Below are 21,103 nucleotides of genomic sequence, written 5' to 3' on the forward strand. Positions count from 1 at the left end.
AATTACTTTGCTGATTGCTCGAGTAAAAGTAGTAATTGATTGTTTATCATATTTTTCATGAGAGAAGACATAATGGATGGATCTACTTCACATTTACTTTCAATCCAATCTTTTATCGTTCCAACGAAGCCGTGACTATAAAAGGAGGCAATCGTATTTTTTGTCTCATTCGAAAGGCTGAGTCTACAGCTCATGGATAGTTCATCAATAATCTTCATATATAAGTTTTTCGTATGCTCAAATAAATAGTGATTAAACGAGTTTTGTTCAATGACTTTAAATGCATTTCGGTAAAACTTTTGATTTTCATAAAAGTAATCAAATAATAAATCGAAAATATTTTCCCATGTTTCATAGTCGAGAAAGTCGATAATGTTTTCTTTCGTTTCTTCTCTATAAATCCAGCTTAATAGTTCAAATTTATCTTTAAAATGATAATAAAAAGTTTGCCTACGCATTTGACAGTGTAACATAATATCGCTCACTGATATTTTATGAAACGACTCTGTTTCCATTAAATGTTTCAATGAATTCGCGATTATCTTTTTAGAAATTATAGAAGAGGTCATCTTAATCATCCCTAGAATGTTAGTAATATAAGGCTGTTTTCTCAAAGATTGTTGCTGTTAAAACTAAAAGGCAGATTTAATCTACAAAACGTGTAGAATACTTTGCTATAATCAACCCAGGATATATAATTATGGTTAATCGAAAGGAGGGATAATAATGAAACAAGTAGCTCTCCATCATTTGCACAAAGAGCATAATAAACGAATAGCAGAATGTCATAAAAACCACGAAATTGAAATTCAACGTGGTGAAAATGGGAACGGTTTGTTAGCTAAATGGGAAAGATTTTTTTATAACAAGGTAATTTACCCTCTAAAGAATGTGAAATAATACCTACCTATTAAATGAATTGTCATCCTTGTACAGGTCATTTTGTATCGCATTTTAAGTCAAATACGCATTAATCTTTTTTTCTTATTCAACTAAACTGCTCCGTTAGTTACATAACAATAAACCACTGAATCTACCTAAAAAGCATCTGATTAATGATGCTTTTTATCTTTTCTTAATGCTTCAACTGTGAAATAGTTAGATTTTTGACAAGCTGAAATAAGCATTTGCTCTACTCGATTTTCAAATGCTAAGTTTTTATGTAACTCAAGCCAACGATACCAGTAGAGGTAACTATCCAAATAATACGTATCTCCACATTATTGAACACCTCCTGAAAATGCATTATATTCAACCATAATCAGTATTTTCAAGAGAGCAACAATCTATACGAAAATAGCCTAATATAAAAATCCTATCCATAAATGAGAGCGATGTCTTTAGACAGATTGTCCTTTTTGTCCGTTTACTATAAAACGCTTTCATTTTAACATGAGTAGTAAGAAGAAGATTTCAAATATATCACAATATATTAAAGGAATTGAGGGAGAATCACAATGAAAAAGATTATAAACAAACCAGAAACATTAGTAATGGAAATGTGCAACGGAATGGTTATGGCTCATCCAGAGCTTGAGTTTTTGAAAAAATATAAAGTGATTAAGAAGAAAGAAATGAATGAAAATAAAGTAACATTAATTAGCGGCGGCGGTAGTGGTCATGAGCCAGCACATGCGGGACTAGTTGGAAAAGGAATGTTAGATGCGGCAGTGTGCGGAGATGTGTTTGCTTCTCCTTCACAAATTCAGGTATATCAAGCGATTAAAGAGACGGCAAGTAAAAAAGGTACGTTATTAATTATTAAAAATTATAGCGGCGATATTATGAATTTCAAAAACGGTGCGCATTTAGCGACTGAAGATGGAATTGAAGTCGACTACGTAAAAGTGGACGATGATATTGCGGTAGAAGATAGTCTGTACACAGTAGGACGTCGCGGTGTTGCGGGAGTTATTTTCGTTCATAAAATTGCCGGTGCAGCAGCGGAAGCAGGTATGGATTTGGGAGCGGTGAAAGCTATCGCTGAAAAGGCAGCTGCTAACGTGCGTACAATCGGTTTAGCGTTAACTTCTTGTACAGTTCCAGCGAGCGGATCACCTACTTTCACACTTGCGGAAGACGAAATGGAATACGGCGTAGGTATTCACGGTGAACCAGGAATTAAGCGTGAAAAAATGCTGTCAGCTGATGAATTAGCTAACCGTATGACAAATGATTTAATGAAAGATTTAGGAGTAAAAGATGGCGAGGAAATCGCGCTTCTAGTAAATGGTTTTGGCGGAACACCACTGCAAGAACTTTACCTATTTAACAATGCAGTTACGAGAGAACTAGCTGCAAGAAACATTAAAATTAATAGAGTATTCGTCGGTAACTATATGACGAGTATTGATATGGCAGGTATGTCTTTAACAGTAATGAAATTAGATGACGAGCTAAAAACATTACTATCGAAAGAGTGTAATACACCAGCGTTTAAAGTAGATGGACCAGTTGAAAGTGTAGAGTATGTTAATGTGCTTGAAGATGTAGAAGAGAAGGAAGTTTCCTTTGAAATAGAAACAGCGGAAGAGCACGCTGTTATGAAAGATAATGTAATTACATTAAACAATATGGTTTATCTCGTTGATAAAATGAGTGACATCATTATTAAAAATGAAGTACCGTTCTGTGAGTTAGATACACATGCAGGTGACGGCGACTTCGGAATGAGTGTTGCAAAAGGATTTAAGCAATTAAAACGTGAATGGCATTCTATTGTAGAACAAGAGAATGTAACGATCGGATCGTTCCTTGACGGTTGTTCTATGATTATTATGGAACATTGCGGCGGCGCTTCTGGTCCGATTTGGGGCGGTGCGTTCCGCGCAGCTAGTAAAGCAGCAGGCGAAAAACGTGAGCTAACAGTAGGAGAGTTCGCTGAAATGTTACAAGCAGCACTGCAAGGTATACAATCTATCGGTGAAAGATCGTTCGGAAGAGGAGCGGTAGTTGGTGATAAAACGCTTGTTGATGCACTTGCTCCATGTGTAGACTCTTGGTTAGATAGCGCTTCAAACGAAGTAGACGTAAAAACTGCCTTTGAAAAAGGAGCAGAAGCAGCGGTTAAAGGAGCAGAGTATACGAAAGAAATCGTCGCTCGCATGGGCCGCGCAGGTACAGTTGGTGAAAGAAGTTTAGGCTATCCTGATGCAGGTGCGCATGCACTTGGAGTTATCTTTACGGAGATTTCGGGTAGTTTGAGATAGAAATTAGAAGATTCCCTCTGCTTTAAGGTGGAGGGGATCTTTCTGTATAGTTGATTGGTAACTTCTCTAGGTGCTCTTTCTACAAAAATATGTATATTTATAAATATTAAGATAAGAATTTTAAAAGAAACAACGTGAGTTCATTTAAATATGGGATTCAGGTTGTTTAGTTGTGTTTTTGAAAAACTGACCAATTGATAGAAATTACTTCAAAAGGTGGTGTTTATTATTTTGGGCTTCAAAATTATGGTTGGCCACCTTCTGAAGTGGTTTGAGTGGGATAAAGAGATTATTCCAGGTTCTGGTGGAAAGATAAAATAAAAGAGAATATAGCGCATATATTTCGAGCAGAATTGTATTTTATGCTGTTAGCCCAAACAATTGATGGATGAATTCTTTCTGATTTTGAACAGACTGATCCCGTAAATCAATCTGTTCTTTTTTAATCATATGCATAGCTTCTACTCCTGCAAGAATGGATGTAGCTGTGCCAAAAGACTTGAACCCTAACATAGAACGCACACGTTTCTTAATAAAACGATGATTTTGTTCCACTATATTATTGAGATATCTAACTTGTCTTAGCTTAATGCCTTCAGGCATATGATTTTCTTCTTTCAACGCTTGAATTGCTACAGGATAGGCAGGGTTCTTATCTACTGTTATCACGCGAGGTTTAGAAACGTACGAAAAAGCCAGGGCTTTCTTGAAAAAGCACTTGGCGGCTTGTTTATCTCTTGATTTACTTAGATGAAAATCAATGGTATTCCCTTTTGAATCAACGGCACGATATAAATACATCCATTGCCCTTTTACTTTAATATAGGTTTCATCGACTCTCCATGAATCATTGGTTGATTTTAGATGATGTCGTACTTTCTCTTCTAATTGAGGTCCATATTGATGAACCCAGCGCATAATCGTTGTGTGAGAAATGGATAATCCTCTTTCCTCCATCATTTCCACCAAGTTACGGAAACTCAAATTGTACCGTAGGTACCACCTTACTGTTAATAAGATTAGTTCAGGCTGATAATGTTTCCACTTGAATAGGTTTTGCTTTTCCATACTGATCAGGTCCTTTTTTAGAGTACTAGTATCAGTATGTCCAAGTTTCAGAGATTAGTTACATAAATCTTATAGTTTTTGCACCAGAACCCTATTTCTTCTGTGTTTAAATCAATGAATTTTAAAAAGGTTTCTGTGGGTATGCTATGAAAATATTAATTTAATTTTGGTTTAAGGTGAGCTTCGCAATTTCAATCCAGCCTTTTGATCTTTAGTGATACTCTTGAAAGAATTTTGTTACAGTTTTGAAAGAAAATTGAAAGATGTTTAAGATAAGATGGGTTTACTGATATTCGTTTTATGTTACAACAAGGGGGAACTACAATATGAAATTACGAAATCAATTATTATTGATGAATATATTAAGCACCAGTATTATGCTAATTGCTATTTGGTATAGCGAAATGAAAATGTTACTTAGACCAGAACAAACGCAATTATTTATAGGAATTGTAATCGTAGCAATGGCGTTTTCAACGATGATTTACTGGATATTAACACGCCCTATTACGGAATCGATTCAAAATTTAATTGCATTAACAAAACAATATAGTGATAGACAATTTGGAACGATGTATAGGATTGGGTATGGACCACAAGAGTTTAAAGAATTAGCGACTGCTTTTCAACAAATGGCTAAAAATTTAGAGGAAGGGTTTATTCAGTTAGAAGAAGGAGAGAAAGCGCGTACAGAGCTTATTGCGAATATTTCACATGATTTACGAACACCTATAGCTAGCATACAGTTGATGATAGAATCATTACAAGATGATGTAATTGAGAACCCCGAAATGAAGGCGCAGTGCTTAACGACAATCCATAAAGAAATACAAAGATTAAGTGGACTTATCAATGATTTATTTGATCTTTCTAAGTTGGAACTTGGACAAGAAGATTTTTATCCAAGTTTTACACATATGGATCGTATTCTATTAGAAGTGCTAGATTCGCATTCTATTTTATTAAAAGAAAAACAGATCCATTTACAATTACGCGTTTCTGATACATTGCCTAAACTCTGGATTATGCCTTGTAAGATAGCACGGGTTATCAGTAATTTGTTACATAATGCGATTCGATATTCTCCAGTATGTGGAGCAATCGAGTTAATTATAGAGGAAAATAAGCAGAAGCAGCATGTTCAATTCATTTTACGTGATGAAGGAAAAGGCATTGCTTATAGTGATCAACTGCGCATATTTGAACGCTTTTTTAGAACAGATCCATCAAGAAGTTCACAATCTGGAGGGTCCGGACTTGGATTAGCCATTGCACAATCGTTAATTGAAATGCACAAAGGTGAAATTGGTGTGCAAGATCGTTCAGATGGTAAACAAGGAAGTGAATTTTGGTTTACTCTTCCTGTTACCTCAGAAAAGAAATAAGGTTATGAAAGACTTTTGTAACATTTATGAAAGGGATTTGAAAGGTATTTAAATTAAACTGAACTTCCGAAAATGAAATTCGGATGAAGTATGTAGATAAAAAACAAATAAAAAGCGAGGAATGACATTATGAATGGAAAAGCAACAAAAAGGGTAAAAAAGATCCTCCCTGTAGGAATTGGAAAGAAGGTAATCTCTGCAACAGCAGCACTAGGTATTCTTTTTTCTATGGCTCCTGTAGCAGAAAATAAGGCTAGCGCAGGGATAGGTGCAGTAGTAGATATAGGTATTACTGTATTAGGTGCTGTAGCAAATACTTATGAAACACTTGGACTAGCCCCTGGGGATCGAGACCCAGGCACTCACATTGATGTATATGCAGAAAACGAAACTTACCAGGCTCCTACTTTTACATCTGGGGAATTTAATATTTCCATGTATCATACACAAGGTGATGTGAATTTTCTTAAACCAGTTAAAGTACGCTATCCAAATGGAAGAATTGAAACTCATCAACTAAAATCTGGGCAACAGCTTAAAATTACTGAAGCAGGTGCAATTATAGATTTAAACCCTAATGCAGCTAATGTCTCAGAACACGATCTTCTTTACATTACACAAGCACAATTAGACGAAGGAAAGACTGGAGTTGTGATAAATCAAGGCCAACATGCATTTGTAGAAAAAGCATCTGGTAAAAACCCAAGATTTCTTGGTCCACTTTACAAAAAATATTCCGGCGACTCCTTTGGCGATTGGACGGTGATTGCTAGAAATTCAGATTACCTATTTGATCAGATAGCAAATAAATTATCAGATGAGCAAAAACGATTGATAACATTGACTTCAAAGCCAGTAGATAAAGATGTCCTTAACAACTATGTTAATAATGATCCTAAAGCTCGTGCAGATTTTTATGATCGATTATCTGATATATTGGCGGAGCGTACTAACGTCCTAGAGACATCTATGGCACTGCCATTCATTACACTAAATGACGGTAAATCTTATCAAATTATCCCTTATAAAAAAGGAACGAATAAAGTAATCGTAAAAACAGGTTCAAAATATCTTTCAGGAAAAGAAGGAAACGGACTTCAATATTCCGATTCGCTTGGCGATGATGAAGTGTTTGAACTTGTTCAGATAGGAAATTCTAACGATGGTAAATTTCAGTTCCGTTTGAATAACAAGAATGGAGTAAGTTTAGCTGGTAATCAGTATATTTCTGGATTCGCTACGGATTGGAGTTTCAAATCTGAAATTCGTTTCGATGATAAAAGCAACAATGAAATTAACAATTGGTTAATAGAGTGGTATCCGGGTAAAGAAAATGAGAGACAGAAGTATGATGAAGTACAGGCTATAGCTGATGAAAAAGATTCTACTAAATGGATTGCAAAAGATTCCTCTGGAAACGTGATAAAGAACAGTTGGATAAACCGAGGTGATGGGTATTCCTTTACAGATGCTGAAGGAGTCATTTTGACAGGCTGGCAAGAAATTAAGGGGAAGACTTATTATTTCTCAGCGCCTTATGGCTACATGGTTGCTGGAAATGGAAGTGATTCACAGATTGAGAATAAATACTACTACTTTAATGATGATGGTGTTTTACAACGATCAACCTGGGAGGGAGATTCCTATGCCGATGCTTCTGGAGCATTCGTTAAAGAAGGTCTAAAAGAAGTAGATGGTAAAATTTATTACTTCCAAAATTACAATGTAAATAAAAAGGAAGTACGTATAGAAGATCGAGGGGTTATCCTTCACTTTTCCGACAAAGGTGTGCTTGAGAGAGTTTCTGATCTAAATGGAAAAGTTATAGACAGCGTTGTTAATGTTGAGTTGGACAACAAAATATTATCATTTAAGCATGACGGTTCGCTTTATAAAACAGGGCTCAACAAAAGTGAACAACTACTGGAATATTATAGTTTAGAAGATGGAATTTTCTATACCGGTTGGAAAATGATAGACGGTAAAAGATACTATTTCACAAATGGTCGCAATTACACGTTCAATGCTTATGAAAACATTGACGGAAAAAAATATTATTTTCATGAAGATGGATCAGTTAATCGCGCAGGATTTGAAAAAATCGATGGTAAGCTATACCATTTTGACAATAACGGCGTAGCACAAACGGGCTGGCAAACGATCGATAATAAATATTATTACTTCGATGAAAATGGGGCAGCTAAAACAGGGTGGTTCCAAGTTGGTGGTGGATATAGACCTTTCCCTCTTGCATACGGATACCTTTGGTATTGTGCTAGAGAAGATGGTTCCCTTTATTCAGACGGTTGGTTTAAAATTGATGGTAAAGATTATCACTTTGACCAGTGGGGACATAAAATGTAATAACATAATGATAGTTTGAAAAGTTAGCCTATACGTATAAAAATGGGTCATGACATGGACTGAGTTTATTTTCCATGTTATGATCCGTTTTAGTTTTTTTAGGTATACTCCCTATTATTGCTTGCCAATTCGATTCTTTGAGACTGAATAAAACATAGATATTTTTACTCAATTGAAATCATGCTATGAAGCCTTGAGAATTCTTTGCTGTACAAAAATGACCACCATTAAAAAATAAGACATAATTAAATTTGTATGATATTGGAGGTGTAACAAAATGAAACAACTACATATAAGATTATCTCTCATACAATTATTTCTTCTAGTTTTGAATCTATTTATATTTTCTTCAGCCCTGCCATTTTTACCTTGGTTTGTTGAAAATGCTTTTGGTTAGATAGGTATCTTGGCGGTTCTGGTGCAAAAACTATTTTATGAAACTAGATACCGTGATAAAATTCTAGTTGCTGTGTATCTAATCATAAAAAGTAAGTTTCTTTGTTAAAGAGTTTTGTAATCTTTATATTTTGGAAATAGTTCATACTTTTTAGAGAGAATGAAATTAATAGGTTTTTATAGTAAAAGTATTTGCGTAATTTTCAGATGAATATAGGGGGTGACTGTGAATGCCCGAACCATTAAAGAAAAATAGTCGCTATATGGTTGGATTGGACAGTCTAAGGGGCCTAGCCATACTAGGTGTCATTTTGTATCATATCAATTTTAATTGGATGCCCGGTGGATTTTTAGGTGTCACTGTATTCTTTGTACTTTCCGGTTATTTAATTACAGATATTCTGGCTATAGAATGGAAGAATAATAAGAGAATTGACCTGAAGAAATTCTGGCTTAGTAGGGCAAGGAGATTACTTCCTGGAATGCTTATCATGCTCATCGTCACCTTAGCATGGATTACAATTTTTCATAGTTCTTTACTTGTAAAAATGCGAGGAGACTCACTAGCTGCTTTATTATATTTTAGTAATTGGTGGTATATTTATCATAAATTATCTTATTTTGATAGCTTTAGTCAGCTTTCCCCGCTAAATCACTTTTGGTCGTTAGCTGTTGAGGAACAATTTTATGTGGTCTGGCCATTCGTTATTAGTTTGGGGTTTTATTACATAAAAAAACAATCACGCATGATCTTATTTATTTGTCTAGGAGCGATTGCTTCCGCTTTAGCAATGGCAATCCTATATGAGCCAGGCTCTGACCCGAGTAGAATTTATTACGGTACTGATACACGGGCTTTTTCTTTACTAATTGGAGCGGCACTTGCCTTAATTTGGCCAAGCAGTAGGCTTGCGAATAAAATTATTCCGCAAGCACGTCTAATTCTTGATGTCATTGGGGGACTTGCTCTTATCATCATTCTCATTATGTTTTGGAGGACGAATCAATATGAGCCGTTTCTATACCGTGGGGGAATGGTTCTTTTATCACTGGCTACTGCCTTGTTAGTCGCTAACCTCGCTCATCCGGCTAGCAGAATCGCACAATTTTTGAGATTTAGACCACTGCGTTGGATGGGGGTACGATCATATGGGATATATCTTTGGCATTATCCGATTATTACATTGACGACTCCGAAGGTAAATGCTGGGGAGTTTTCGTCTACAAGAGCAATTCTTCAATTTCTTCTTATTATAATTGTTGCACAAATTTCGTGGAAGTTTATTGAAAATCCAATACGAAAAGGCGCATTGAAGAATATTCGGATTAAGAACTTGAAAATAAGAAACTTAACTTTAAGTGGTAAGTTAGCTTTAATATGTGCAGTATGCATTTCTTCGATAGCTACTTTTGGATTAACAACAGCTAGTAAAGAAAAGGAGAATCCTCAAAAAGAAAAGGTGGAAGCAGTGCAAGAAGAACAGGCTAAACATCCAGTTGCAGTTTGGGAAAAACCAGCCGATGAACCACCTCAAAATAAAGAAGAACAAAAAGAAGAGAATCCCGCACAGCCTAAAGATCCTCTAACAGTTACAGCTGTAGGAGACTCAATCATGATTGATATTGCTCCGTATTTAAAAAATGCTTTTCCTAATATTAGGATTGATGCGAAAATAGGAAGGCAAATGTCACAGGCAATCTCTGCTGTGGAACAGCTAAAGAATGAGGGGAACTTAGGAAGTCATGTCATTATTGGATTAGGTACAAATGGAGCCTTTACCAAGGAGCAATTAGCATCATTAATTGAAGTAATCGGGAATGAACGTAAAATTATATTAATCAATACGAGGGTACCACGTCCGTGGGAATCGCTGGTGAATGAGAAGTTAAAAGAAGCAGCATCATCTTACAAAAATGTGGTGTTAGTTGATTGGTATTCAGCAAGTGCTGGAAATAAGGCGTACTTTGAACCAGATGGCGTACATTTAACGAAAACAGGTGCAGAAGCATATGCTGCTCTTGTAGCAAAAGAAGTGAATCAATAGGGGTACGGAAACGACTCTGGCGCAAAGATTTACAAACATAAACTTGGCTCAAGGGCATATGGCTTGAATTTAAATTAGTAATGCATTTATAGGAAAAGGTGAAGGAACATATTGGTCCTTCACCTTTTTTATTTTTTATAAAAAGATTTCAAAACTTTTAGTTTTTGGGGTTCGGGTGCAAAGATTGTATTTATTTGAAAGAGGTATATAGATGCCTAATGGAATCTATTCTTATGCAGCCATTCCGAATAGTTGATGAATAAACTTCACTTCATTTTGGACAGACTTGTCCCGTAAAATAAGTTGGCCTTTTTTAATGATATGCATCGCTTCTATTCCTGAAAGAATAGATTTAGCTGTACGAAAAGATTTCAATCCTAGCATTGAACGAACTCTCTTTTTAATAAAACGATGATCTTGCTCTACAATGTTATTAAGGTATTTTACCTGCCTTATTTGGATGCCTACAGGCATCTTTTTCTCTGTCTTCAACTCTTCAATCGCTATAGGATAGGCCGGGTTTTTGTCCACTGTAATCACACGGGGCTTTGAAACATGAAAAGACTGCAAAGCTTTCTTGAAAAAACGCTTTGCAGCCCTATGATCTCTTGTTTTGCTTAAATGAAAATCAATTGTATTTCCTTTCGAATCAACAGCACGATATAGGTACATCCATTGACCTTTGACTTTCACATACGTCTCATCGACTCGCCAAGAATCATTGGTTGACTTAAGATGACGTCGTACTCGCTTATCTAATTCGGGACCATATTGATGAACCCATCGCATGATAGTTGTATGAGCAAGGGATAGCCCGCGTTCTTCCATCATTTCGACTAAATCACGAAAACTGAGGTTATACCGTAGGTACCATCTCACGGTTAATAAAATAATATCCGGTTGATAATGTTTCCACTTGAATAGATTTTTCTTTTCCATACCAATCACATCCTTTTTTAGAGTACTAGTATCAGTATGTCAAAGTTTAGGAGGTTACTTACAAGCGTTTGGAGTGTTTGCACCAGAACTAAATTAAGTGTGATAGAGTGATAGATTGAAAGGAAAAAACTTTTTCAATAATCTTCTGATAATTCAAAGGGTAATTAGAATATAAATAGAAAAGGAATTCAATAGGATTCCTTAGGTGGTAATCATTTATTTACTGCCAAAAAAATAAGTGAATCGAGCCAATATGACTATTGCACTTGAAATAAATAACAGCTTTTTTGTAAAGTGAATCTGCATAAACTGATTCAGAATCTTATAAGAATCCATATGAAAAGTATTCATACAAATAACAAACAGTCCAAGTTGCAATGAGAAACTTGGGCTGTTTGTTATTTCCTTTCCTAGCACTACTCTATCGCCATCGAAACAAAAGAACGAGTGATCCCACTTTATAGTTATGCGCAAAACATAAACCAGCAGAACCTTTGTATTTTGCTATCCTACGTATTTCACCCTGCACAAAAAAATATTTCTCAACATTTTATTTGTTGAAAAAGATTGAATATTCTCTATAAAGAGAATATTATGTTGCTATCGGCAAAAAAAATGATAATTCGCAGACACTGGGGAGGAAATACATTGAAAAAGAATAAGAAGTTAAAACCTTTATCAGTTTTAGCAACAGCGGCAGTACTAAGTAGTAGTTTTGCTTTTGGAAGTCATGCAGCTTATGCTGAGACACCACCAACATCATCTCTACCAATAGATGAGCATTTAATACCGGATGAGCGTTTGGCAGAAGCGCTAAAACAAAGGGGAGTAATTGATCAATCTGCATCACAAGCTGAGACGTCAAAGGCTGTCGAAAAATATGTTGAGAAAAAGAAAGGGGAAAACCCTGGTAAAGAAATCTTGACAGGAGATAGTCTTACGCAAGAAGCTTCTGATTTTATGAAAAAAGTAAAAGATGCAAAAATGAAGGAAAATGAACAGGCGCAGCAGCCTACAGTAGGGCCAGCAGCTGGACAAGGTGCTGGATTGAATTCTAGTAAATTAAATGGAAAAGTACCTACTGCACCAGCGAAGCAAGAAGAGTACAACGGTGCTGTTCGAAAAGATAAAGTACTTGTTTTACTTGTAGAATTTAGCGATTTTAAGCATAACAATATTGATCAAGAGCCAGGATACATGTATTCTAAGGACTTTAATCGTGAACATTATCAAAAAATGTTATTTGGTGATGAACCATTTACGTTATTTGATGGATCGAAGATTAATACATTTAAACAATTTTATGAAGAACAATCTGGCGGGAGCTACACAGTTGATGGAACTGTAACGGAATGGCTTACTGTTCCAGGGAAAGCTTCAGATTACGGTTCGGATGCGGGTACTGGTCATGATAATAAGGGTCCTTTAGGGCCACGTGATTTTGTGAAAGAAGCATTAAAGGCAGCGGTAGCAAAAGGAATTAATTTAGCAGACTATGATCAATTCGATCAATATGATCAAAATGGTGATGGAAATAAAAACGAGCCAGATGGCATTATTGATCATTTAATGGTTGTACATGCTGGCGTGGGTCAAGAAGCTGGCGGCGGTAAATTGAAAGATGATGCGATTTGGTCTCATCGTTCAAAACTTGGATCAAAACCATATGCGATTGATGGCACAAAATCTTCTGTTTCAAATTGGGGCGGAAAGATGGCTGCATACGATTATACAATCGAGCCTGAAGACGGAGCGGTTGGTGTGTTTGCGCATGAGTATGGTCATGATTTAGGCTTACCAGATGAGTACGATACAAAGTATTCAGGACAAGGTGAACCTGTTGAGTCATGGTCTATTATGAGCGGCGGCAGCTGGGCTGGAAAAATTGCAGGAACAGAGCCAACAAGTTTCTCACCACAAAATAAAGAGTTTTTCCAAAAGAATATGAAGGGCAACTGGGCGAATATCGTTGAGGTAGATTATGATAAACTTCGCACAGGAGTCGGTGTTGCAACATATTTAGATCAAAGTGTTACAAAATCAAAACGACCAGGAATCGTTCGTGTTAACTTACCAGACAAAGATATCAAAAATATCGAATCGGCATTTGGTAAGAAGTTTTATTACAGCACAAAAGGAAATGACATTCATACAACACTTGAGACACCAGTATTTGATTTAACAAATGCAACGAATGCTAAGTTCGATTATAAGGCATTCTACGAACTTGAAGCGAAGTATGATTTCCTTGATGTATATGCGATTGCAGAAGATGGAACGAAGACACGTATTGATAGAATGGGCGAAAAAGATGTAAAAGGCGGCGCGGATACAACTGATGGTAAGTGGGTTGATAAAACTTACGATTTAAGCCAATTCAAAGGGAAAAAAGTAAAACTGCAATTTGAGTATTTAACAGATATTGCAGTAGCTTATAAAGGATTTGCGTTAGATAATGCAGCATTAACTGTAGATGGCAAAGTTGTTTTCTCTGATGATGTAGAAGGCCAGCCAGCAATGACATTAAAAGGATTTACTGTATCTAACGGATTGGAACAGAAAAAAAATAACTACTATGTAGAGTGGAGAAATTACGCTGGTTCTGACACGGCGTTACAACATGCGCGTGGCCCAGTGTTTAATACAGGAATGGTTGTATGGTATGCGGATCAAAGCTTTACAGATAACTGGGTAGGCGTTCATCCAGGTGAAGGATTCTTAGGAGTAGTAGATTCTCATCCAGAGGCAATCGTAGGAACATTAAACGGACAACCGACTGTGAAGAGCAGTACGCGTTATCAAATTGCCGATGCGGCATTCTCATTTGATCAAGCGCCAGCATGGAAAGTGAATTCGCCAACTCGCGGTATCTTTGACTATAAAGGATTACCAGGAGTTGCAAAATTTGATGATTCTAAGCAGTACATCAACAGCATGATTCCAGATGCAGGACGTAAGTTGCCGAAACTAGGATTGAAGTTTGAAGTAGTAGGTCAAGCTGAAGACAAGTCTGCAGGTGCAGTTTGGATTCATCGATAGAATAAGGTGAAATTAAGAGGGAGCTGCCTCATAAGTTGGTGAAACCGACTTATGGACAGCTCTCTTCTTATTGTAGAAACAGGGCAGTTTAGTTTAGGAACCAGTTCATTGGAAAGCAATTCGTTGAAAGTGAAAGAGACTATAGTAAAAAATATATAGACTATCAAATATGGAAATGGAATTAAAACTCTATACTTTCGGAATTTTTTACACGGGCAAACCATTGACCTATTATCTCGTTATGATGCTTAATAATTTGAGACGCCGGTAATACTGTAGAATTATATGTACTATGTCCATTCTTTACAAGAGTAACGTCATATCCTAAGCTGTATGCACGCCGGCATGTTGCATCTATGCAAATTTCAGATTGAATTCCTGCTATAACAACTCGGTTTATATTTCTCATTTCCAGCTCTTGTTGAAGACTCGTTTTATGAAAAGAATCCGGATGATTCTTTTCAAGAACGACATCTCCTGTTGCTGGAGCAATTGATTTATGAATTTCCCATCCAGGTGTCCCTTGTCTAAGCGAGGAACCAGACTTCCCGTTAAACTTCATATAAAAAATAGGGGCTGAAGCAGAACGTGCTTTAGAAATCAATAATTGAATAACTCTTAATAATTCCGTTCTATTATATAGGACTTTTCTCTCCTCAAATGAACCTACCTGTACATCAATAATAAGGAATGCTGTACAGCTTTTCATCATAAATACCCTCCTAATACTTGGTTCAAAAATACAAAAGTGAAATATATGTAAACTACAATGCTATGCATATTTAATGTATCCAAAAGTTCCAAAGAATATTGCATGGAGGTATGAAGTGGATTCCAATAATTACAATTTGTAAAACTGTTTTAAATAAAGGATATGAAATTGGCAATCATACAATGAATTATGTTAAAAGGTATGTTCTCAGGATTATATTGCGATTTTAATGGAGATAGTATTGTTTTTTAGGCTACATTTTGGCGAAATAAAAGCTCAAAAAGCGATATGTATATTAACAATGTTACATTCGTGTTTTTCTTTTTATTTATCCCGCATTAACGGGCAGTAAAACTCCCACCTTAAAATGCGGCTGGAACAAAGAAGTTAGGTGGGGGATCAACTGCCCGTAAAAGCCCGATTGATGAGGGCTAATAATCAGTGGGGGATGAACAAAACCCCCACTGATTAAAGTTTCACTTTATATATTCGCAAGTAAAATAGCATAATATCAGTATGAATCCCTATAGTAATATGAATTTTTGCATATTTTTAAATTCAGTATATCCTCTGAAAACTTTTGATTGTATAATGTGTTTTGTCATATTCTTTTAGATTTTTCGACAAAAAATAAAAAAAAATAGAAGACGTATTGGGAGAAGGCATTATGTACACAAAACTATTAAAATCAATTACATCATTATCACTAATAGGTGGTGCTTTATTATATACAAATGGCAGTGATGTGAAAGCTGCTGAAGCAGGCGTTTTTTCTGATGTACCTACATCGCATTGGTCGTATCCGGCGATTAAAGATTTAGCGGGCAAAAATATTATTTCAGGTTATGGAAATGGGATATTTGGTTTTGGAGATGTTGCGACGAGGGAGCAAGTTGCAGCTTTAATTTATCGAGTGCTAGTGCCGAATAAGCAAGGCGGTTCGTTTAGTAATGATGGAACTCGTTACGTATTAAAAGATGGCTCTACGTTTAAAAATCCTTACGGTGATATTAATCGAGATTCTACAATGTTTCCAGAAGAGGTATTAACTTTAACGAATTTAGGGGTTTTTAAAGGTGATGAAAATGGCCGATTTAGACCTAAAGCTTCTGTGAGTCGTGCGGAAATGGCACAAATTCTTACAAATGCTTTTCATCTTGCTGCTAAACAAAAACATACATTTAATGATGTTCCAAGTCCATTTTGGGCAGAAAATGCGATTAGTGCGGTGCAATCAAACGGAATCGCAGATGGTACAGGCAACGGGGAATTTGAACCATATGCCACAGTAACACGTGAACAGTATGTACAGTTTTTATATAAAACTTTGAAATATAAAAATACTGATGTAAAGGATACAGGAGATGCGGCATTATTAACAGCATTCAAAAATGAAGTACAAAAGCGTATTAATACATACGAAACGAATATTACACTTCCATATTACACGAGAAATAGTAATAAAGAAGAAGTTATGAATACACTTTTTAACGCATATAAAGAAGTCGCAAATAAAAATGAGTATACAAATTATAATAGATCGAATGTTTCATACTCACTATCTGGATCGCCCGGGAATTATACGTTTACGCTACATATTACATATCGCGAAACGAAAGAACAAACCGAGTATGTGATGAAAGAAGCGAAAGCGATCGTTTCTTCTATTATTCAAGTCGGTATGGATGATCATGAAAAAGTGAAGGCGGTTCATGATTACGTAGTAAAACATGTTTCTTACGATACGTCTTATAAAGCGTATACAGCATATGAGGCACTCGCGAATCGTTCTGCCGTTTGCCAAGGTTACACCCTATTAACCTATCAATTATTAAAAGAAGCTGGAATTGAGAATCATTTTGTAGTAGGAACTGGAGGCGGTCAGCCTCATGCGTGGAATTTAGTTAAAATCGATAACAAATGGTACCATCTTGATACAACATTCGATGATCCAATACCTGATAAACAAGGGCGAGTAACATATTCTTATTTCAACTTATCAGATGAACAAATTGCAAGAAATCACGAGTGGAACCGCGGGGACTATCCGCAGGCTACAACAAATTATTATGATACACTTACAAATAAAATTGCAGCGGGTAGCTCTAAAACAACTGCATACGAGCAAATATTAAAAGATACAAAACTAAATTATTTAGCAAACGAGTACGTTGCGAATAACTATGCTGAGTTAAAAAATAAAATGCAGCAGCGCTATAGCGCAAAGCCAGAGAAAATTGAAGTGCTTTATAAGCAATCAATGAATGGTGCACTGCAAGATGTGAAAAAGGCAATTGGGGAAATCGATTATCCGCAAGGGGCAAATCGAGTTTCGTATAGAGCGGAGTCTTATAATGCGAAAGAAGGATACTCTTTAGTGACGATTACGTTTACGTATTAAAAACAGCCTAGATCCATATAAGGGGTCTAGGTTGTTTTTTTATACCTTAATTTGACATATACAGTTAGACTGTATAAAATGAAACTATATAGTTTAACTGTATAGTTTGACTATATATTAATCGTTATATTGGAGGTCTTTATGAATAGGGATAAAAATTTACCATTAACGGAAACAACGTATTACGTTCTTTTAGCTTTATTAGAGCCAGCTCATGGATATTTAATTATGCAAAAGGTGGAGGAACTTAGTGATCATCAAGTGAAAATCGCAGCGGGTACATTGTATGGGGCGGTTGAAAATTTATTAAAGCAACAATTAATAGAGTCGGTAAAAAGTGAAGATAAACGAAGAAAAGTGTATGTCATTACGGAACGAGGGAAAGAAGTATTACATTTAGACTTTATGAGAATGCAGCACATTGTTGGAGTTACAAAAAGCTTATTAAATGTATAGTTAGGGGGAAGCGATGATGTGGAGATTGAAATTCTTTTTAGACTTTGAGAAAGAGGAGAAATGGTTAGAAGAGATGGCTTGGAAAGGCTATCAACTAAAAAGTAATACATTCGGTTATAGATTTAAAATCGCAGAACCGGAAGATGCGAAAATTAAAATAGACCATAGAGTATTTAATAGACGGAGTGACTTTATTAATTATTGTACGTTATTTGAAGATAGTGGCTGGAAGCATATAGCCGGTAAATGGTGGGCAGGCACGCAATATTTTAAAAAGATAGATGAGGAAAGTGAAGACGACATTTTTTCAGATCAAATGTCACGAGCAGGGAAGTATAAACGTTTATCTAAGACATTTTTAGAATTAGCAATATGTTATTTGCCGATATTAATCCTATTTATGTCTAATAGTACAATTAATTTAGGAGCACTTGTAAATCCGAAAGAACTATACTTTACACCAGGGCTATGGGATAAGCAAGGCACAGCATTTTTAGGGTCATTCTTATTTGAAACACCATTTGCATTAATGAGGGGCATTTCATGGTTGTTTATCCCAGCTGCGATTGGTATGTTTTTCTTTTTCTCATATAAAGCAAATCGATTGTATGAAGAGAGAAAATGATAGGAGAAATCCCCTTAAAGCTGATGCTTTGAGGGGATTTTTTTGAATTTGTAAATGGTGTACTTGTTTAGCTTGATGGGCATGTGGTACTACCCTAAATAACAATAAAATCCTTCGAAAATTAATATAGTTTTTTAAAAATAGAGATGATATGATGGATAATCATACCATTTTTTCACTTCATTTATGATTTTACAGTAGGATACCTTTATATTTAGATAATGTAAATAAGGGGTATATTAGTAACAGGGGGAGAATAATGAAAAAGTTATTACAAGAAATTATAAATTGGATCAGTATGACCGATGAACAGATTGTTATTGGCATTTCAGGACACGGTGCTGCCGGAAAAACAACGTTCGCCAATAAGCTCATAAACCAATTAAATCAAAATAAAGTGAATTATATTAATACAGATCCATACATTGTTAGTTCAAATGTACGAAAGTATACAAATATCCACTATACATATCAGAATGAAAATCATTATGATAAAATGACAGCTTGTCATCCATCAGCCCATCATTTGTCTGCGTTAGAAAGAGATGTTCAAATGGTAAGAGCTGGTTTAGATTTTTATACAATGGATACACATTATATAAAAAGTGAGTTAATTTCTTCGAAAAATAAGGTGACGATTGTAGAAGGAATGAGTGTCGCATTTATTAATCCAAATTTATTTGATTTGAAAATTTACTTCTATACAGATGGAGACACAGAATTAATGAGAAGGTCTAGCCGTGATATTATTGAAAGAGGAGCCGATATTAATTACTTAAGGAAGTCTCATGAAGAACGTCGGATTCAGTATGAAGTGTTTATGCATCCGTATAGTCAACGTTTTAATATTATTATCAAAAATTCCAATGAAACAATATGTTTAGAAAAAAATACATTTGAGTTTTATAAAGTTTAAATACAAATACTTTATTTACTAAAATAGCAAGTTAGTGAATAAATTGTTCATATTTTTTCGGAAGGAGGTTAAGCAATGAGAGCACCGTATCAAGTATTGATATTTCCTTATATAAAAACTGACGATTCCATTCAATATGCTATTTTTAATCGAAGTGATTATGGTTATTGGCAAGGAATAGCTGGTGGTGGAGAAGATGGTGAGACTCCTATTGAATCAGCAAAACGGGAAGCGTTTGAAGAGGCTGGTATTACAAGAGAAAGTCCATATATAAAACTAGATTCTGTGTCTTCACTACCAGTAGAGGATGTAGTTGGTGAATTTCTTTGGGGGGAAGATGTTTATGTAATAAAAGAATTTTCTTTTGGAGTTAAAGTTCCTACAAAAAATATTAAATTATCTAAAGAACACTTCAATTATAAATGGCTGTGCTTTGAGGAAGCCGTAACGCTTTTAAAATGGGATAGTAACAAAACGGCTTTGTGGGAATTAAACAAAAGGCTGTTAAAATAATTAAAGTGTTAGTTAACAAAGCCGATAGTGGAGCGAGAATTAAACAACTTAAAACAGCTTTGCTACATTACCTATGTAGCAAGGCTGTTTTCTTAGCGTACGAAATCGCGTTTTGTTGCCGGTACCCCGCTAAGAGCATGCAAGATTTTATACAGTTTTTCGGCTAATCCAATAACAAACGAGGACCCTAAAACCGCGCCAGGATAGGAATGTATAAAAAAATGCATAGATCCATAGAACAAAAAAGGAGATTTACTTGTGAGATTAGGGTTCCTCCTTATTCTTGCTACCGATAATAGGACGTTATGTTAACTTCTTATGTATATAATATACAAGAAAAATTTCTTTACTACCGTATTATTAAGATGGTAAAATTTAGAAAAAAGAGGTGGAAATTATTTCGAATGTAATTAATAAGGTTGTATTTAAAAGAGCTACTAACTTTTTCATATTAGGAGTAGCACTAACAGTTATTGCAACCATAATAACCTTTGTAATCAATCCCAATCTAAAAGAAATAATGGAAGGGGTAGGAAATAGACTACCAGATCAAATAAAGGAATCAACAGGTATAGAAAAGGTATGGTCATTTATTATTAATAATGCTTTTATAGTACCTTTACAAATGTTTATATTAGCCTTGGTTCCAATACAATTTCTATATGTTATAAGTATAATTTTAACCGTTTCACTTCCTGGGATTCTTTTTGGAGTTGGATTACAAGTTGATTTTCAAAAAGGTTTTGGGATAATAATTTCTTCCATCCCTCATTACTTTTTTGAAATTTTCGCTTTTTGTTTATTTGCGGCTATTCTTTTTGAATTAAATCAATCTATTAGAATCAAATTAAAAAATATATTCAAAAAAGATAAAGAAAGAGTGTCTCTTAGTAAGAAGATTTTAGAAGTAATAAAAATTTATGTTGTTTTAACTTTACCTATAATGATCATTGCTGCATTCTTAGAAACTTACATAGCTGATATCATACTTGATTTATTTCATTAACTTTATATGCTTGATGAAGAATGAGATTT

16 protein-coding genes and 1 pseudogene are annotated in these 21,103 nt (G+C 35.3%); 12 read left to right on the top strand and 5 right to left on the bottom strand.

What is annotated here, in order from left to right; all coding sequences use genetic code 11:
- Positions 1-2: 2 nt before the first annotated feature.
- Positions 3-569 (bottom strand): dihydroxyacetone kinase transcriptional activator DhaS, encoded by a 567-nt coding sequence (gene dhaS / locus JTF23_RS12890; protein ID WP_016103923.1) that lies wholly within the window; start codon positions 567-569, stop codon positions 3-5.
- A 157-nt stretch (positions 570-726) separates the two neighbouring features.
- Here dhaS and JTF23_RS12895 point away from each other — a divergent pair, with 157 nt between their 5' ends.
- Positions 727-900 (top strand): hypothetical protein, encoded by a 174-nt coding sequence (locus tag JTF23_RS12895; RefSeq protein ID WP_165762884.1) that lies wholly within the window; start codon positions 727-729, stop codon positions 898-900.
- A 152-nt stretch (positions 901-1,052) separates the two neighbouring features.
- Here the strand turns inward: JTF23_RS12895 and JTF23_RS12900 are convergent.
- Positions 1,053-1,211: pseudogene (locus JTF23_RS12900) on the bottom strand (IS1595 family transposase); the annotation flags it as partial.
- A 246-nt stretch (positions 1,212-1,457) separates the two neighbouring features.
- Between JTF23_RS12900 and dhaK the strand changes: the two are divergent.
- Positions 1,458-3,209, top strand: coding sequence for a dihydroxyacetone kinase subunit DhaK (gene dhaK, locus JTF23_RS12905; protein WP_204208908.1), 1,752 nt, complete (start codon positions 1,458-1,460; stop codon positions 3,207-3,209).
- Positions 3,210-3,569: 360 nt separating this feature from the next.
- On the opposite strand, the gene JTF23_RS12910 is transcribed toward dhaK, so the two are convergent.
- Positions 3,570-4,277, bottom strand: a complete 708-nt coding sequence (locus JTF23_RS12910) for an IS6-like element ISBwe3 family transposase (protein ID WP_002166227.1) — start codon at positions 4,275-4,277, stop codon at positions 3,570-3,572.
- 326 nt (positions 4,278-4,603) lie between these two features.
- On the opposite strand from JTF23_RS12910, the gene JTF23_RS12915 reads away from it, so the two are divergent.
- The 3 genes from JTF23_RS12915 (at position 4,604) to JTF23_RS12925 (ending at position 10,467) form a co-directional block, all read left to right on the top strand.
- Positions 4,604-5,662 (top strand): sensor histidine kinase, encoded by a 1,059-nt coding sequence (locus JTF23_RS12915; RefSeq protein WP_002201526.1) that lies wholly within the window; start codon positions 4,604-4,606, stop codon positions 5,660-5,662.
- A 129-nt stretch (positions 5,663-5,791) separates the two neighbouring features.
- The gene (locus JTF23_RS12920; protein WP_204208909.1) at positions 5,792-8,026 is read left to right on the top strand and encodes an N-acetylmuramoyl-L-alanine amidase family protein; all 2,235 of its coding nucleotides are present in this window, start codon (positions 5,792-5,794) and stop codon (positions 8,024-8,026) included.
- Between the two features lie 626 nt (positions 8,027-8,652).
- Positions 8,653-10,467 (top strand): acyltransferase family protein, encoded by a 1,815-nt coding sequence (locus JTF23_RS12925; RefSeq protein ID WP_070138836.1) that lies wholly within the window; start codon positions 8,653-8,655, stop codon positions 10,465-10,467.
- Between the two features lie 231 nt (positions 10,468-10,698).
- On the opposite strand, the gene JTF23_RS12930 is transcribed toward JTF23_RS12925, so the two are convergent.
- Complete coding sequence (locus JTF23_RS12930; protein ID WP_002201522.1) at positions 10,699-11,406, bottom strand: IS6 family transposase; 708 nt, start codon at positions 11,404-11,406, stop codon at positions 10,699-10,701.
- Between the two features lie 648 nt (positions 11,407-12,054).
- Here JTF23_RS12930 and JTF23_RS12935 point away from each other — a divergent pair.
- Positions 12,055-14,445 carry an immune inhibitor A domain-containing protein gene (locus JTF23_RS12935; RefSeq protein WP_204208910.1) on the top strand — a complete coding sequence of 797 codons (2,391 nt, stop codon included), beginning with the start codon at positions 12,055-12,057 and terminating at the stop codon, positions 14,443-14,445.
- Positions 14,446-14,626: 181 nt separating this feature from the next.
- On the opposite strand, the gene JTF23_RS12940 is transcribed toward JTF23_RS12935, so the two are convergent.
- Positions 14,627-15,157: a cysteine hydrolase family protein gene (locus JTF23_RS12940; RefSeq protein ID WP_204208911.1), complete on the bottom strand. Its 531-nt coding sequence runs from the start codon at positions 15,155-15,157 to the stop codon at positions 14,627-14,629.
- Between the two features lie 667 nt (positions 15,158-15,824).
- On the opposite strand from JTF23_RS12940, the gene JTF23_RS12945 reads away from it, so the two are divergent.
- The 6 genes from JTF23_RS12945 to JTF23_RS12970 all read left to right on the top strand — a co-directional run bounded on the left by JTF23_RS12945 (position 15,825) and on the right by JTF23_RS12970 (position 21,074).
- Entirely contained in the window at positions 15,825-17,558 is a 1,734-nt protein-coding gene (locus tag JTF23_RS12945; protein WP_204208912.1) for an S-layer homology domain-containing protein, read from the top strand.
- 141 nt (positions 17,559-17,699) lie between these two features.
- A complete protein-coding gene (locus JTF23_RS12950) occupies positions 17,700-18,014 on the top strand; it encodes a PadR family transcriptional regulator (RefSeq protein ID WP_002150150.1) in 315 nt (104 codons plus the stop codon).
- Between the two features lie 16 nt (positions 18,015-18,030).
- The gene (locus tag JTF23_RS12955; protein ID WP_199662044.1) at positions 18,031-18,639 is read left to right on the top strand and encodes a DUF2812 domain-containing protein; all 609 of its coding nucleotides are present in this window, start codon (positions 18,031-18,033) and stop codon (positions 18,637-18,639) included.
- A gap of 259 nt (positions 18,640-18,898) precedes the next feature.
- Entirely contained in the window at positions 18,899-19,555 is a 657-nt protein-coding gene (locus tag JTF23_RS12960; RefSeq protein ID WP_070128056.1) for a uridine kinase family protein, read from the top strand.
- 75 nt (positions 19,556-19,630) lie between these two features.
- Positions 19,631-20,068, top strand: a complete 438-nt coding sequence (locus JTF23_RS12965) for an NUDIX hydrolase (RefSeq protein ID WP_001202613.1) — start codon at positions 19,631-19,633, stop codon at positions 20,066-20,068.
- Between the two features lie 388 nt (positions 20,069-20,456).
- Complete coding sequence (locus tag JTF23_RS12970) at positions 20,457-21,074, top strand: stage II sporulation protein M (RefSeq protein ID WP_204208913.1); 618 nt, start codon at positions 20,457-20,459, stop codon at positions 21,072-21,074.
- The last annotated feature ends 29 nt before the right edge of the window (positions 21,075-21,103 follow it).

Source organism: Bacillus sp. RIT 809, assembly GCF_016892495.1.
Taxonomy (GTDB): Bacteria; Bacillota; Bacilli; order Bacillales; family Bacillaceae_G; genus Bacillus_A; species Bacillus_A cereus_U.